The following is a 15,110-nucleotide window of genomic DNA, read 5'->3' on the forward strand; positions in this document are numbered from 1 at the left end:
AATTTTTGAAGAAACAAGCTAATTTTACTTTACTTTGTCTAAAAATTAATAGCTTTGGTCTCCGTTTTCAATCACAATTTTATTATTTAGTGAGTGAGATTAATTCTATAAAATAATTATTTTATTGTTCATTACAAATTTAAACATATATGAAGCAAATACAAGCATCTGAATTAATAGTTAACCCGGATGGATCAATTTTTCATTTACATCTTAAACCAGAAGAAATTGCTGATACCATAATTTTGGTTGGCGATCAGGATAGAGTGGACATGATAGGCGGTTATTTCGACAACATTGAACTAACTCGCCAAAACCGTGAATTTAGGTCAATTACAGGCACTTACAAAGGTAAAAGGTTATCTGTAATTTCCACAGGAATAGGGACAGATAATATTGATATTGTGCTTAATGAACTTGATGCCCTGGCAAATATTGATTTGGAAAAACGCGAAATTAAAAAAGAACACACACAATTAAGTTTTATACGAATTGGAACTTCAGGTGCCCTCCAGGCAGATATTCCTGTTGATACACCGGTCATTAGCCAGGTAGCCTGCGGATTTGATGGGTTATTGAACTTTTATGCAGATCGGGATAAGGTGAGCAATTTGGTGATGGAAAACCATTTTATGGAGCATATGAATTACTATAAAAAACTTGCAGTCCCTTATTTCGTTGGTGCCGATGACGACCTTTATGATATTTTAAAACCAGGATGTACCAGTGGTATAACCATATCTGCACCCGGGTTTTATGGTCCTCAGGGGCGCGTGCTAAGGTTGGACATTAAAGATCCTGAAGTAAACAACAAAATATCTGCATTTAATATCAACGGAGATCGTTTTACGAACTATGAGATGGAAAGTTCAGCCATTTACGGGCTGTCTAAGTTGTTGGGACATAGGGCTTTAACCATATGCAATATTATAGCCAATCGTATGCGTGGTGAATACAGTAAAGATTATAAAGAAGGATTGAAAGTTACAATTAAAAACGTATTAGACCGGCTGAGTTATTAATATGAATAACGACCTATTGTATTTACTGAAATTGATGGATGACCCCAGCAAAGAGGTTTTTAATGCCGTTAAATCAAAAGTAATTGATTTTGGGCGGGAGGTAATTCCTGATCTGGAGAGTTTCTGGGAGAAAACAGATAATACTTTAGTGCAAGGCAGGATAGAGAATTTACTTCAAAAGATTAATTTTAATTTTTTAAAACATCAATTGCGCAGTTGGATTCCTAATAGCGACCATAACGCTATTTATGGAGCCTACCTTGTTTCGTTAATTCAATATCCCGATATTGAATTCGAAGATATTTCAACATTGTTCGAGGAACTTAAGAGAGATTTATGGCTCGAAATGAATCTACAGCTCACTGCCCTTGAGAAGGTGAGGGTTATTAATCATATTTTATTTCAGGTACACAAATTCCAGGGCAATAAAAGTAACCCAACAAGCCCACAACACTTTTTTATCAACAATTTACTTGATACCAGACGTGGAAACCAGTACTCATTAATGTTGTTGTACGTGTCCCTGGCTCAATCCATAGATTTACCTGTCCATGGTGTGCAGCTACCGCATAATTATTTATTGGCCTATCATGATGAGGATTTGGCAAAATATGTTGGAAAAGATAAGTCGGGCATTTTATTTTATATTAACCCTTACAACAAAGGTGCTATTTTTGGTAAACAAGAGTTGGCACAAATGCTCAAACAAAACAAAATTGAGCCTCGCGAACAGTTCTTTGAACCGGCTGATAACGTTTTTTTAATATCACAGGTCTTTAGAGCAATGCTCCTAACGTTTCAGAATTTAGGTTATACAGAAAAGGTGGAACGCATAGAAGAGCTCTTACGATTTATTGCTGCTGAACAAAGTAGGGTCAAAAAACGTAATAAGTGATTGAACCGAGTCATGACAATATTTTTATCACGCACCGCGTGTCGCCTAAAGCTTCAGCGTTTCACCTGCGGAAGCTTCCGGCGACCGAAGGGTGGCGCACTCGCATGATTGTAATGAAGCCAAAAATAGCGTGCGACGTGCATTTTACATATCATGGCGAGCTACACCTCTCCGCCCTACTACTGAGGCAGGCGGGTGTGACTTTTGAATAATAAATATAGACAAATGAAACGAATTGATATACTATTTAGGCGGCACAGGGAGAATTTGTTCCGTTTCTTTCTTTTCATTATAACTGTAACCATATTGGTTTTTTTATTGCCTACAGAACGAAAATTTGGTTTCGAATACCGCAAGGGTGCACCATGGATGCATCAGGATTTAATTGCACCATTCGATTTTGCTATACAGAAAAATTCCGATATCATTCAGAAACAAAAAGATAGCATTCAGCAACAGGCTAATGTTTTCTATCGCTTTCGTGATGAGCTATTCATGGAGCTTGATTCAAGCTTTAATCAAAATATAGAGTTGGCCTTTGAGAAATTTGCCGATACTGCAAATCTCAAAAGCGAAGCAATGAATGACCTCAATTTTTACCTTGATAGCCTTAGGCTGGTTTATTCCAATATAATGCATCAGGGTGTAATAGATACGTTACTGATAGATGATGAGGCAGGTAACCGGAAAATTACCTTGTTGAGAAATAACGTAGCCCATACAATTGATAAAAAATTGCCAAAGCCGGACAAAGCTGAAATGCAATTGAGGAAAAAGATTAACACATTCAATTTGGAAGATCAGGTACTTAAAGATTTCCTAAATCATTTGAATATAAGTCAATACGTCAGACCTACGGCAGTTTACGATAAACAAACAACGGCAGATAATCTGGAGAATTTAACCAAATCCCTTTCTACCACTTCCGGAATGATTCAACGTGGACAACGCATTGTAAGCAGGGGAGAACTCATCACAAATAACACTTACCAGATTATTGAATCTTTGCGTAAAGAGTATGAATCAGAGCAAGGTGTTGGAAGGGTGAAAGATTGGCTGATTGTTGGAAAAATAATTGTGATTTCTCTCGCTATTGGGGTGCTGTTTTTATTTTTAATTTATTTCAGGCGTGAGGTGCTCAAACATAGGGTGAAATCTTACTTTATTGTGTTTTTATTACTTCTTATGGTGCTGGCCGCCGGACTTACATCCGATGCCGACAATATTAACATCTATGTTGTTCCCATTGCCATTATGCCCATCATAATACAAATATTTTATGACCCCCGGTTGGCTATTTTTGTCCATATGGTCACAATTGTCATAATTGGATTTATTGTGCCCAACCCCTTTAAATTTGTTTTTATTCAATTTGTGGTTGGGGTTGTGGCCATATTGAGTTTACGGAATATGCACCGGCGGCAACAAATATTTTTTGCTGCGCTAGCTGTTTTTACCACCTATAGTTTAGTTTATCTTGGCCTTGGCATGATGCAGGAGGGGGATATCACAAAGATTGATCCAATGCAATTTGCCTGGTTTGCCGGAAACAGCATGTTGGTGCTCTGGACATATCCATTGATTTATTTATTTGAAAAAATGTTTGGCTTTTTATCCGATGTTACATTGATGGAAATGGCAGACACCAATCACCCGTTATTAAGAAAACTGAACGAAAAAGCACCAGGCACTTTTCAGCATTCCATGCAAGTTGCCAACCTTGCAGAAGCTGTAATAAGGCGCATTGGCGGAAACCCATCGCTGGTGCGAACCGGAGCTCTCTACCACGATATTGGAAAAATGAAGAACCCGGAATATTTTATCGAAAACCAGGTGCCAAACCGCAATCCACACGATAAACATACATTTGAAGAAAGTGCCAATATCATTATCAACCATGTGAAAGACGGTATTAAAATGGCTAAACAATACAACTTGCCCAAGCCCGTGGTCGACTTTATTCGCACACACCATGGCGATGGGCTGGTGCAGTATTTTTACCGCTCACATGTCAACCAATTCCCGGAAGATATTGTCGATGAAACAAAATTCAGGTATCCTGGCCCAACGCCTTTTTCAAAAGAGACAGGCGTAGTTATGATGGCAGATTCAGTAGAAGCTGCCTCCCGCAGTCTTAAAACCATGAATGAACAGACGATCGATAATTTGGTTGATAATATCATTAGTTACATAATTGGCGAAGATCAGTTAGATGATGCAGATATTACCTTCAGGGATATCAACATCGCAAAAAGTATTTTTAAAGACAAACTAAAAAATATTTACCACGCGCGTATTGAATATCCGGAAGAAAATAATAAGCAGCCAGCAGCAGAGCCAGAAAATGCTTAGTACATTCAATACCCTGATAAATTTTAAACAGATAAAATCAATAGGTGTTGGTATGATAAAAGCATATGGCCAACAGATTAAATAAAGAAAATAGTCTCTATCTCAGACAGCATGCCGAAAATCCTGTGGATTGGTTCTCGTGGGGTGATGAAGCATTCAAAAAAGCACGCGATGAAAATAAACTCCTGATTGTAAGTATTGGATATTCATCGTGTCACTGGTGCCATGTGATGGAACACAATGTATTTGAGCATGAAGATGCAGCAGCCTTAATGAACGAGCACTTTGTAAGTGTGAAAGTTGACCGGGAGGAGAGACCCGCTATTGACCAGATTTATATGGATGCAGTACAAATGATTACCGGCAGTGGCGGCTGGCCGCTAAATGTTTTTGTGTTACCAGATGGCAGACCATTTTATGGTGGTACCTATTTCCCCAAGACCCAATGGATGAGTTTAATAGAGCGCCTGGCAATTACGTACAAAGAACGCCCGGAACTTATTCGGCAGACAGCAGCAGAAATAAAAGAAAAAATAGCGCAAAATGAAGATGCCTTACAAGGACAGGACAGCCTGAAATCTAATAATGTTGATTTGCATAGTAAGCTGTCCCGGCAATGGAAAGCTAATTTCGATTCACAAAATGGTGGTGAAAAAGGAGCTCCTAAATTTCCCATGCCTGCCAAATTAAGTGCTGTATTGAATATGGCTTTTACAAAAGAAAATGAATCAGTAAAAAAACAAGTGCTCTTTACATTGAAAAAAATGGCAGCAGGAGGTATTTACGATCAGGTGGGTGGTGGTTTTTCTCGTTATGCTGTTGATAGCCATTGGAAAGTGCCTCATTTCGAAAAAATGTTGTACGACAATGCCCAACTTTTACCACTTTATGCCAAAGCTGCTGCCATTGAGAATGATAAACTCTGCAAACTGGTTCTAAATGAAACCTTTGAATTTTTGCTTCGCGAGATGCAACCCGAACCAGGACTGTTTGCGGCTGCCATTGATGCCGATAGTGAAGGGGTAGAAGGTAAGTTTTACACCTGGAACTACGACGAATTTAAGCAAGTGATGCCCGATGATCAATGGGCAGATTTTTTCAATGTAATTAAGCCGGGCAATTGGGAAGGAACCAATGTGCTGCATTGTAATTCCGAAAATATGGATGAAAAAATGCAGGCGGGAAGAAAATTTGAATCTGCTCTTGCCGGGGTGAAGTCAGTGTTTTTGCAAGAACGGGAAAAACGTATCAGACCCATTCGGGACGATAAGGCCATCACAAGCTGGAATGCCATGCTGGCTTTTTCTTTGTTAGAAGCCAACCGGTATGTAAGCAATGAAAATTTTTATTCAACAGCCATTGAAATACTCAACCCTATAAAGGCGTATTGGCAAAAACATCAGCAACTTCCAAGAATTTTGAATTACGATGCAGGAGAAGGCATGCTTGATGATTACGCCTATGTAGCTAAAGCATTTTATGGTGCACATGAAATTACACACGAGCAGTCATGGCTAGAACTTGCAGAAAATATTCTGGTGAAAACCCTGGAACTATTTGATTTGGGAAAACCATTGCTAAACTATTATCCGGTTAAAAATGAGTTATTTGCCACAAAAACGGAGTGGTTGGATACTGTAATACCTTCATCGAATGCATTAGTAGCTTCTGCGCTCTTTAATGTGGGGTATGCTGCCAAAAATCCGGAATTTACTGAAAAATCTATGGTTATGGTCGATTTAATGAAACCATATATGGAAAAACACCCATTGATGTTAGGTGCCTGGATTGAGGTAAATTTGGATATTGAAGAGAAACAATTTGTTAGTATTGGCGATAAGTATGACAGCATGGAGGTGAGGAATAACTTTGCCAAAGAAAAATACTTTCCTGATATTTTACCACTCACAATGGGCGAAAAAGATGATATGCTTGTTTGTAAGGGTAGTGTTTGTTTTCAACCGGTTAAAAGTGTTCAGGAGGCAAAGCAATTGCTGAAATAGATTTTTTGGCGGTATGCAAGCAGTTTTTCAGGTAGATTATCGCTTCTTGTTACTTTAAATAATTATTGTTTCTATTTTTTAAGCTGGTTTATTTGTCAGTTGAAATTAATCATCCATTGTTTCGTTGAAGTTGTCGTTAGTTATCTGTTTTTTTTAACCATTGCAATAAGTTTCTCGCCTTGTATTGGCTCCCAGTCTATGTCACTGGTAAATACTTTTAAGCGGTTTCCTTTTTCAATAATAAAAAGTGGAGCAATATTGCCTTGATAATCCAGGATAAGATCGTCATAATCAGTTTTATCAGACATTTCCAGGGTTGCTAATTCGTACTTTTCTCTGGAAAAATTGTAAATCGTCTCGTAGTAAAAATCTTCACCAAACACAAATCTGCCTCTTAGGTGTTTGGGCGTGTGTTCATTGTATCCTTTGCCATCGTTAAGGTTGGGTTGTAACTGAAATAAATGTTCCGAATCAAAATAATCGCTAAAGTGCAGTGCCGCAAGAGAGTTAACCTCATCGTTAGGCGTGAGCGCAATGAGCTTACCTATGCCCTCCATATCAATTTCATCGGCAATGGCTTCTGATAAAACATTACCATGGTAGGCTTTTAGACCTTGTTTGCGCGCTTTTTGCACATTCGATGGAGAAGTGTCTATTAATGCTACATTGAAATTGTGACTTTGTAATAAGTCTGCCAATTCTCGTACCCATTTAAATCCTCCGATAAATAATATTCCCTGCGGATCTGTTTGGGCTACCTTTAGTTTTTTGGCGACCCATGAGGCAGAGAGTCCATAGATTGTTACCGTAGATACGATCACAATAAACGTTATGGGTACGATTCTTTCTGTTTGTTGAAATCCACTTTCTGCCAGTTTGAAGGCAAAAACAGATGCTACAGCAGCCGCTACAATACCCCTGGGAGCCATCCATGATAGAAATAGTTTCTCACGTATGTTTAATCCGGATCCTATACTCGAAAGAAAAACTGAAAAGGGTCTTATAACTATAACCAGTGCAATAATGAACAAAATGGTTTGCCAGTTAAATGTTGCGAAGCTTTCTAGTTCAAGACGGGCGGCAAGCAGGATGAATAAACTGCTTATGATAAGCACTACAAGATTTTCTTTAAACTCTACAATGTTTTTTATTGTTACGATTTTTTGGTTATCCAACACAATACCCATAACAGTAGCTGCAAATAGACCCGATTCTTCCTGAAATTGATTTGATAGTATAAATGCAAGTATAACCAACATAAAAGTCACGGTTTCCTGCAGAAAGTCAGGAATCCAATACCGCCTTAGCAGGTAAACCAGCAATAGAGCCAGACCAATACCTATTCCTCCTCCGAATAAGATGGTTTTAAAAATACCAAATGCGATAAGGGATGATGCCTGTTCAAGTTTCTCAACTAGTAATGCTTCAAAAACCAGCACTGCAAGCAAAGCACCAACTGGATCAATAACTATACCTTCCCACTTAAGTACTTTACCAACATTCCCCTTTGGTCTTATGTGGGCCAATAGAGGATTTATCACTGTGGGTCCAGTCACGACAAGCACAGCACCAAGCAAAATAGAAATTCGTAAATTAAGGTCGAGAATATAATATGCCGCAAGGCTTGTTAATATCCATGTGATGAAAACACCCAGCGAAATTAGTTTTAGTACTGTTCCTCCAACTGTTTTTAACTCTTTTACCCGTAGTGACAGGCCCCCTTCGAAAAGAATTACGGCTACAGACATAGTGACTACAGGTAACAAGGCTTCTCCCATCACTGCATCAGGGTCCAATATGTTAAAAACCGGTCCGGCAAGAAAGCCAAAAAGCAACAGTAGTAAAATGGAAGGCATCTTTAACCGCCACGCAACCCATTGTGCACCTATACCCAATATTACAATGATTGCAAGTCCCGTAACTATATCTTCTGACATATGCTTTCTCTAATGATCTCCTAAAATAACAATTGATTGGCAAATTCGTTCCAGAATATCTGGAATTTTTTCATTAATTTTTATTAGCAGATGAAAAAAAGCCACTCCGGAAAAGAATGGCTTATTGGGCATTTGCAAGATATTTAATTTGTTTTTCTGCAAATGCGAGGGGTATGCTGTTTAAATGATATGGGGATGAAAGTTTACTATTTCTGATTTGTTGTTTTAGAATTTGATGCTGCAAATATCTAAAAAAATAATTATTTTTGCTGCATTATTAGTTAATTTTAGAAAAATAAACTATGTTTATTGTATATTTTGATGATTTTAACTTGATTTGATAGTATTAAAATATCTAATTTGGATAATATAACTATAAAATACTGAAAAATATGAAATTAGATGCTACAGACCGTAAAATTCTGGCCATTTTGCAGGAGAATGCACGCATTACTACTAAAGAGCTGGCTTCGCAACTTCATTTATCAAATACACCCGTTTATGAACGTGTGAAAAAGTTAGAAAAAGCTGGAATTATTGAGAAGTATACAGCAAAACTCAATGCCGCTAAGGTGGGGCGAAGCATGACCAGTTTTATTATGGTTTCGCTTCAAAGCCATACAAAAAGGGTAGTGGAGGAATTTCAAAAAGAGGCCATGTCGCTTCCGGAGGTAATGGAGTTTTATTATATATCTGGAAACTATGATGCACTGCTCAAGGTTATGGTTGCCGATATGAGTGAATTCAAGGTTTTCCTCGAAGAAAAACTGGCCAGTGTTGAGCATATAACACAGTTTCACAGTATTTTTGTTATTTCAGGCGATAAAAAAGATGGTTTCGAGGTGATGGAAAAGTAGTTTAGTATTGCTATTTTTGCGCCATAAATAATATGTCTATGAATGAGTTGTTCTGGCTGGCCATGCTGCTGGCCAATTTTATATTGATATTACTGGCTTATCGAATCTATGGGAAAATGGGGTTATTTATCTGGGTACCTATAGCTGCTATTATTGCAAATATCCAGGTAATACAGGGAATTGAACTTTTCGGATTTGCAGCTACACTTGGAAATATCGTTTATGCCTCTTCTTTTCTGGTTACCGACATACTCTCAGAAAACTATGGAAAAAAGGAAGCTAATAAAGCCATTTGGATAGGTTTCTTCAGCCTAGTGGCAATGACATTGTTGATGAACCTGGCATTGCTTTTTGAACCGTTACAAGATGATTTTGCGAAATCAATACATGAGAGCACTGCCAACATTTTTAGTTTTATGCCCCGTATCGTAATCGCAAGCTTCCTGGCCTATCTCATTTCTCAGAAGCATGATATTTGGGCCTATCACTTGTGGAAGAAGCGTTTCAAAGGAAGGAAAAATATTTGGCTGCGCAATAACCTGAGCACCATGGTTTCGCAACTGATCGACAGCGTGATTTTTACCATAATTGCTTTTTATGGTGTATATGAAATGGACGTGCTCATTGAGATTGTACTGACCACCTATTTGCTGAAGTGGATAGTTGCTGCAGCTGATACTCCATTTGTGTATATTGCCAACCACATGCAACGTAAAAATCTTGTAAAGTAGTCTTTGCGGGAAAAAGCCAAATACAGCTTTATGATCGTTTTTTAAAGCCCTTTATTTGACGTTTTCTTATCAAAAACTGAAATTAATTTAACGGGCGTAAAAGTAAAACTTACTTCATCAGATTGCAAAATGATGAAAACATCAGAACGAACCGTTTAATAATAAATAGGAAGCTTTAGTGAAATTTTAGGGTTGCTCTTCTCTGGCAACCCTGTTATTTCTATTCAGGTGATCTTGCTATTCTATCGAGAATTTTGAATTCAAAGCTATAAGTATGTTTTGCATCTTTTGGATGATAGTGATTATATGTAACATCCCAGTTGTGTGTATCATATTTTGGAAAAAAAGTTTCACCTTCAATTTCGGTATTTACAATGGTTAAATAAAGCCGATGCGCAAAGGGTAGGGCTGCTTTATAGATTTTACCACCGCCTACCACCATTAGTTCTTTTTCACCAAGCGACTCTGCAAGTGAAATTCCTTCTGGCAATGACTGTACAACCTGTGCTTTGCCTGCATTGTAATCAACCTGCCTGGTAACAACAATTGTTTTCTGATTTATCAATTCTTGTTGGGGTTCTTCGAATGTTTTGCGGCCCATAAGTAAATAACGTCCTTCAATACGTTCCTCTAACCACTTCAGGTCGTCTGGTAGTTGCCAGGGGACCTGGCCTTTTACTCCAATAACGCGATTGCGACTATGGGCGGCTATTAATGATATTTTCATGGATTTTAATTTGCATATGCAAGTTAACTATTGTTTTAATTTAGGGCAAAAAAAAACCGGCTTTCAAAAGAAAACCGGTCATGTAAAAGTTCATTATTTTATCCAAAATCGTCATATGCAATATTTTCTTCAGGCACACCGAGATCAATGAGCATTTTGGTAGCTGCGTCATTCATCATTGGGGGGCCGCATAGATAATATTCAATTTCTTCTGGTTCCTCGTGTTTCGAGAGGTAATTATCGTAGATTACCTGGTGTATAAAACCGGTATCTCCTTTCCATTTATCTTCGGCCTGTGGCTCAGAAAGGGCTATTGTAAAATCGAAGTTGGGAAAATCTTTTTCAATTTGCCTGAAGTCTTCTTCATAAAAGATCTCTTTTTTCGAGCGGGCACCATACCAGAATGTAACTTTACGGTCTGTTTTTTCGGTTTTGAACAAATGAAATAGATGTGAACGCATGGGTGCCATACCTGCACCACCACCAATAAACATCATTTCGCGTTGCGTATCTTTTAGGAAAAACTCTCCATATGGACCACTAATAGTCACTTTATCGCCAGGTTTCTGTGAGAAAATATATGAAGAACAAACACCCGGATTGACGTTTTTAAATTCTCCTTTAACCCGGTCGAAAGGTGGTGTGGCAATACGAATATTGAGCATTACAATATTCCCTTCAGCAGGGTGGTTGGCCATTGAGTATGCCCGGAATTGTGGTTCGGGATTTTTCATTTTCAGGTCGAAAAGACCCATTTTTTCCCAATCTTCCCGGAATGGTTCTTCTATTTCAATGTCTTTGGCAAAATCGACCTCGACTTTAGGTACATCAATCTGAACATATCCACCACTCTTGAAATCAAGGTTTTCGCCTTCAGGCAATTTAACCACAAATTCTTTAATGAAGGTGGCCACATTTTTATTGGAAACCACTTCGCATTCCCATTTTTTAATGCCCATAACCTCTTTAGGTACGTGCATTTTGATGTCATCCTTAACTTTTATCTGGCACCCTAACCGCCAATTGTTCTGTATTTCTTTTCGGGTAAAAAATCCTGTTTCTGTTGGCAAAATCGTTCCTGCACCTGATTCAACCTGGCACTTACACATGCCGCATGTGCCACCACCACCACAAGCCGAAGGCAGGAATAGGTCATTGCTGCTTAAAGTTGATAGCAGGGTACCACCTGGCTCGGCCTCAAATTCTTTTTCACCATCGTTAATATCGATTTCAACCTTTCCCTGTGGTGTAAGTTTTTTCTTGGCAAAAAGCAATATCGACACGAGCATCATGATGATGATCAGGAAGACGGCAACGCTAATTTCTATAACTGTTATATTTGATGTTAACCAAATCATGTTTGTCGCTTTTTATCTGATTATAATTTAATTCCCATAAAACTCATAAACGCGATACCCATTAATCCTGTTATGATAAAAGTAATACCGAGTCCTCTGAGTGGTGCTGGTACGTTCGAATACCTTATTTTTTCTCGTATTGCTGCAATACCAACAATAGCAAGTAGCCAACCTACACCTGAGCCCAGTCCGAATGCTGAGGCTTCAGCTATATTGTTGTATGCGCGCTCCTGCATGAACAAAGAACCACCCAGAATAGAACAGTTCACTGCTATTAGTGGCAGGAATATACCAAGTGATGCATATAGTGTAGGGGCAAATTTGTCTATCACCATTTCAACCAATTGCACCATAGAGGCAATAACAGCAATAAATATTATAAAACTGAGGAATCCAAGATCTACATCGGCCAGGCTGGGAGATAACCAGGTAAGTGCGCCTTCCTGTAAGAGGTAATTTTCGATCAAATAGTTTACAGGTACGGTAATACCCAAAACAAACACCACCGCTAAACCAAGTCCCATTGATGTTTTAACTGTCTTCGATACTGCCAGGTATGAACACATACCCAGAAAGTAGGCGAAGATCATGTTATCTATAAATATCGACTTTACAAATATATCTAGTAAATTTTCCATTTCAGCTGATTTTCAGTGTTTAACTTACGTCAATCAAGTCTTTGTTTCTACTTCGCTGTATCCAGATAATGATGCCGACTGTAATCAGCGCCATAGGGGGAAGTATAAACATACCATTATTTACATACACTCCGCCGGCATCGGCATACCAACTATCCGGGATTACCTGGTAACCCCAAACTGTACCCGAACCAAACAGTTCTCGTATAAATCCTACAACTACGAGAATAACACCGTATCCGGCAGCATTTCCTATTCCATCCAGGAATGAAGGCCATGTTTTGTTGCCTAATGCAAAGGCTTCGAGCCTTCCCATAATGATACAGTTCGTAATGATTAGCCCTACAAAGACTGATAATTGTTTACTGATATCGTACACGAAGGCTTTAAGTACCTGATCTACCAAAATTACTAATGAAGCAATCACTACCAACTGCACAATAATTCTGATACGATTAGGTATGGTTTTGCGCAACAGGGATATAATGACATTGGCTGCAGCCATTACAGCCACTACCGATAGTGCCATAACAACTGAAGGTTTTAATTTCACTGTAACAGCGAGCGCCGAACAGATACCAAGCACCTGAACAGTGATAGGGTTATCCTGCCCCAGCGGATTGGTGATAAGGCGTCGGTTTTTGGGTGAAAATAGAGGTTCTCTATCGCTCATTGCTTATCTATTTTTGTTGTTGTTTAAAATATTCTTTATAGCTTTCAAGGTTATCTTCCAGCATGGCATCCAATCCATTACTGGTTATGGTACCTCCGGAAATGGCATCTACTGCATGTGGATCCCCTTCAGGAGCTCCACCTTTTACCACATCTATTGATACAAATTTGTTTTCTTTGTTAAATAACTTTTTGCCAACAAATTGTTGTTCAAATTCTGTAGTATTGATTTCTGCACCAAGACCGGGCGTTTCACTTTTATGATCGAAACTGGCTCCAACCAATGTATTGAAGTCATCTTTAAGGGCTATATAGCCCCAAATTGGACCCCACAAACCTTTGCCGCGTACCGGCAAAATATAATTTTTCGTTCCATCGTCCTGTTTACTTACGAAAACCGGTAGTTTGCGTTTTTCAACAGGTTTGTTCAGTTCTTTTTTCAAGTCTACGGTGAAGGCTTCTCCTTTAACTTTTTCTCCTTTGGAGTTTACCACATAGCTATTCACAATATATTTATCGTACAATTTTTCGATATAGCTAGTTTTGTTTTGTTGCTCATCAGCATCAAGTCCAAGGCTAACTGAACTCAGGATGCTTTTTTTCTTTTCTACCTCCACGTTTTTATCCTGTAAAGGCTTAAGCGACATGGCTGCAAAAGAAAGCACTGCAGCCACAACTATCACCATTATCGCAGCATAAATAAATGTATATGTATTACTTTGCGTATTCATGTGTATCTATGTTTAAGCGTTGGTACTTACTTTAGCCCGTTTCATACGTTTTTTAATATTGGCTTGCATCACATAGTAGTCTATAAGTGGTGCAAATACATTCATGAACAGAATGGCAAGCATTACACCTTCGGGGTATGCCGGGTTAACCACCCTGATTAGTATGGCTAAGAATCCAATTAAGAAACCGTATATATATTTACCTTTTGCTGTTTGAGAACCTGATACCGGATCTGTAGCCATAAATACAATTCCAAAAGCAAATCCACCCATAATAAGGTGCTGCCAGAAAGGTATTTCCATGAATGGATTCACGGCAAACGTATTTAGCAGAAACCCCATAATGGCTCCACCGGCAAGGGCAGATAACATAATGCGCCAGCTTCCGATGCCAGTGAGAAGTAAAATACCTGCTCCGATTAATATTGCTATAACGGATGTTTCACCTATTGAGCCGGGTATAAATCCTAATAACATATCCATGGTGGAGTGCGCCTGTGGTTCACCCAAAGCGCCCTGTGCAAGGGGCGTAGCCCCTGAAAAGGCATCGGCTTTTTGAGCAATCCAGACCTGATCTCCGGACATATAGCTGGGATAAGCAAAGAATAAAAAGGCCCTTGCCATCAATGCCGGGTTCAAAATATTCATTCCTGTGCCGCCAAAAACTTCCTTACCTATTATAACGGCAAATGCTGTAGCAACAGCAACCATCCATAATGGCACTGTAACTGGCATAATTAATGGAATGAGCATTCCGGAAACCAGAAAACCTTCGTTGATCTGGTGTCCCCTTACTTGCGCAAAAATAAACTCAATACCAAGTCCAACTACATACGATACAATTACAACTGGAAGGACTTTAAGAAATCCGTACCAAAAAATATCAAAGAATTCTTGCTCTGCAAGCGTTCCGATTGAATCAAAATGTTGGTAGCCTGTGTTGTACATACCAAATAGTAATGCTGGAATAAGGGCCAGCACTACTATTCCCATGGTACGCTTAAGGTCAATCACATCATGAATATGAACACCTGATTTGGCCGTCGTATTGGGTACGAATAAAAATGATTCAAATCCGTCAAACACAGAATGGAGCTTTTCAAAACGGCCTCCCTTCTCGAATTGCGGTTTGATCTTATCTAAAAATCGTCTAAGTGGTTTCATTCTGTTAATTTTTTAAGTACTTA

At 38.7% G+C, this 15,110-nt stretch carries 13 protein-coding genes; 6 read left to right on the forward strand and 7 right to left on the reverse strand.

All coding sequences use genetic code 11. The features are described from left to right. Positions 1-149: 149 nt before the first annotated feature. The 4 genes from ACTB0Y_RS15000 to ACTB0Y_RS15015 all read left to right on the forward strand — a co-directional run bounded on the left by ACTB0Y_RS15000 (position 150) and on the right by ACTB0Y_RS15015 (position 6,272). The gene (locus tag ACTB0Y_RS15000; RefSeq protein WP_463207646.1) at positions 150-1,022 is read left to right on the forward strand and encodes a nucleoside phosphorylase; all 873 of its coding nucleotides are present in this window, start codon (positions 150-152) and stop codon (positions 1,020-1,022) included. A 1-nt stretch (position 1,023) separates the two neighbouring features. Then, positions 1,024-1,917, forward strand: coding sequence for a transglutaminase-like domain-containing protein (locus ACTB0Y_RS15005; RefSeq protein ID WP_463207647.1), 894 nt, complete (start codon positions 1,024-1,026; stop codon positions 1,915-1,917). Positions 1,918-2,142: 225 nt separating this feature from the next. Further along, positions 2,143-4,269: an HD family phosphohydrolase gene (locus ACTB0Y_RS15010; RefSeq protein WP_463207648.1), complete on the forward strand. Its 2,127-nt coding sequence runs from the start codon at positions 2,143-2,145 to the stop codon at positions 4,267-4,269. Positions 4,270-4,334: 65 nt separating this feature from the next. Then, a complete protein-coding gene (locus ACTB0Y_RS15015; protein WP_463207649.1) occupies positions 4,335-6,272 on the forward strand; it encodes a thioredoxin domain-containing protein in 1,938 nt (645 codons plus the stop codon). Positions 6,273-6,412: 140 nt separating this feature from the next. Here the strand turns inward: ACTB0Y_RS15015 and ACTB0Y_RS15020 are convergent, their stop codons facing one another. Continuing rightward, positions 6,413-8,209, reverse strand: coding sequence for a cation:proton antiporter (locus ACTB0Y_RS15020; protein ID WP_463207650.1), 1,797 nt, complete (start codon positions 8,207-8,209; stop codon positions 6,413-6,415). A gap of 392 nt (positions 8,210-8,601) precedes the next feature. Between ACTB0Y_RS15020 and ACTB0Y_RS15025 the strand changes: the two genes are divergently transcribed. Continuing rightward, positions 8,602-9,066 (forward strand): Lrp/AsnC family transcriptional regulator, encoded by a 465-nt coding sequence (locus tag ACTB0Y_RS15025; protein WP_463207651.1) that lies wholly within the window; start codon positions 8,602-8,604, stop codon positions 9,064-9,066. A gap of 38 nt (positions 9,067-9,104) precedes the next feature. Then, on the forward strand, positions 9,105-9,797 hold the full coding sequence (locus ACTB0Y_RS15030) for a queuosine precursor transporter (RefSeq protein ID WP_463207652.1): 693 nt from the start codon (positions 9,105-9,107) through the stop codon (positions 9,795-9,797). A gap of 220 nt (positions 9,798-10,017) precedes the next feature. Here the strand turns inward: ACTB0Y_RS15030 and ACTB0Y_RS15035 are convergent, their stop codons facing one another. From ACTB0Y_RS15035 to ACTB0Y_RS15060, 6 genes are all read right to left on the reverse strand, one after another. Continuing rightward, positions 10,018-10,524 (reverse strand): dihydrofolate reductase, encoded by a 507-nt coding sequence (locus ACTB0Y_RS15035; protein ID WP_463207653.1) that lies wholly within the window; start codon positions 10,522-10,524, stop codon positions 10,018-10,020. Between the two features lie 98 nt (positions 10,525-10,622). Continuing rightward, the gene (nqrF, locus tag ACTB0Y_RS15040) at positions 10,623-11,882 is read right to left on the reverse strand and encodes an NADH:ubiquinone reductase (Na(+)-transporting) subunit F (RefSeq protein WP_463207654.1); all 1,260 of its coding nucleotides are present in this window, start codon (positions 11,880-11,882) and stop codon (positions 10,623-10,625) included. 20 nt (positions 11,883-11,902) lie between these two features. Continuing rightward, positions 11,903-12,520, reverse strand: coding sequence for an NADH:ubiquinone reductase (Na(+)-transporting) subunit E (gene nqrE, locus ACTB0Y_RS15045; protein WP_463207655.1), 618 nt, complete (start codon positions 12,518-12,520; stop codon positions 11,903-11,905). Positions 12,521-12,539: 19 nt separating this feature from the next. Further along, on the reverse strand, positions 12,540-13,193 hold the full coding sequence (locus tag ACTB0Y_RS15050; RefSeq protein WP_463207656.1) for an NADH:ubiquinone reductase (Na(+)-transporting) subunit D: 654 nt from the start codon (positions 13,191-13,193) through the stop codon (positions 12,540-12,542). A gap of 7 nt (positions 13,194-13,200) precedes the next feature. Further along, positions 13,201-13,923, reverse strand: coding sequence for an NADH:ubiquinone reductase (Na(+)-transporting) subunit C (gene nqrC, locus ACTB0Y_RS15055; RefSeq protein WP_463207657.1), 723 nt, complete (start codon positions 13,921-13,923; stop codon positions 13,201-13,203). A 12-nt stretch (positions 13,924-13,935) separates the two neighbouring features. Next, the gene (locus tag ACTB0Y_RS15060; protein WP_463207658.1) at positions 13,936-15,087 is read right to left on the reverse strand and encodes an NADH:ubiquinone reductase (Na(+)-transporting) subunit B; all 1,152 of its coding nucleotides are present in this window, start codon (positions 15,085-15,087) and stop codon (positions 13,936-13,938) included. Positions 15,088-15,110 lie beyond the last annotated feature (23 nt).

The sequence above is a fragment of the Salinivirga sp. genome, assembly GCF_055145285.1.

Coding starts and splice junctions, on each gene's coding strand:
- ACTB0Y_RS15000 (WP_463207646.1), top strand. CDS start 150: ATGAAGCAAATACAAGCATCTGAATTAATAGTTAACCCGGATGGATCA.
- ACTB0Y_RS15005 (WP_463207647.1), top strand. CDS start 1,024: ATGAATAACGACCTATTGTATTTACTGAAATTGATGGATGACCCCAGC.
- ACTB0Y_RS15010 (WP_463207648.1), top strand. CDS start 2,143: ATGAAACGAATTGATATACTATTTAGGCGGCACAGGGAGAATTTGTTC.
- ACTB0Y_RS15015 (WP_463207649.1), top strand. CDS start 4,335: ATGGCCAACAGATTAAATAAAGAAAATAGTCTCTATCTCAGACAGCAT.
- ACTB0Y_RS15020 (WP_463207650.1), bottom strand. CDS start 8,209: ATGTCAGAAGATATAGTTACGGGACTTGCAATCATTGTAATATTGGGT.
- ACTB0Y_RS15025 (WP_463207651.1), top strand. CDS start 8,602: ATGAAATTAGATGCTACAGACCGTAAAATTCTGGCCATTTTGCAGGAG.
- ACTB0Y_RS15030 (WP_463207652.1), top strand. CDS start 9,105: ATGAATGAGTTGTTCTGGCTGGCCATGCTGCTGGCCAATTTTATATTG.
- ACTB0Y_RS15035 (WP_463207653.1), bottom strand. CDS start 10,524: ATGAAAATATCATTAATAGCCGCCCATAGTCGCAATCGCGTTATTGGA.
- nqrF (WP_463207654.1), bottom strand. CDS start 11,882: ATGATTTGGTTAACATCAAATATAACAGTTATAGAAATTAGCGTTGCC.
- nqrE (WP_463207655.1), bottom strand. CDS start 12,520: ATGGAAAATTTACTAGATATATTTGTAAAGTCGATATTTATAGATAAC.
- ACTB0Y_RS15050 (WP_463207656.1), bottom strand. CDS start 13,193: ATGAGCGATAGAGAACCTCTATTTTCACCCAAAAACCGACGCCTTATC.
- nqrC (WP_463207657.1), bottom strand. CDS start 13,923: ATGAATACGCAAAGTAATACATATACATTTATTTATGCTGCGATAATG.
- ACTB0Y_RS15060 (WP_463207658.1), bottom strand. CDS start 15,087: ATGAAACCACTTAGACGATTTTTAGATAAGATCAAACCGCAATTCGAG.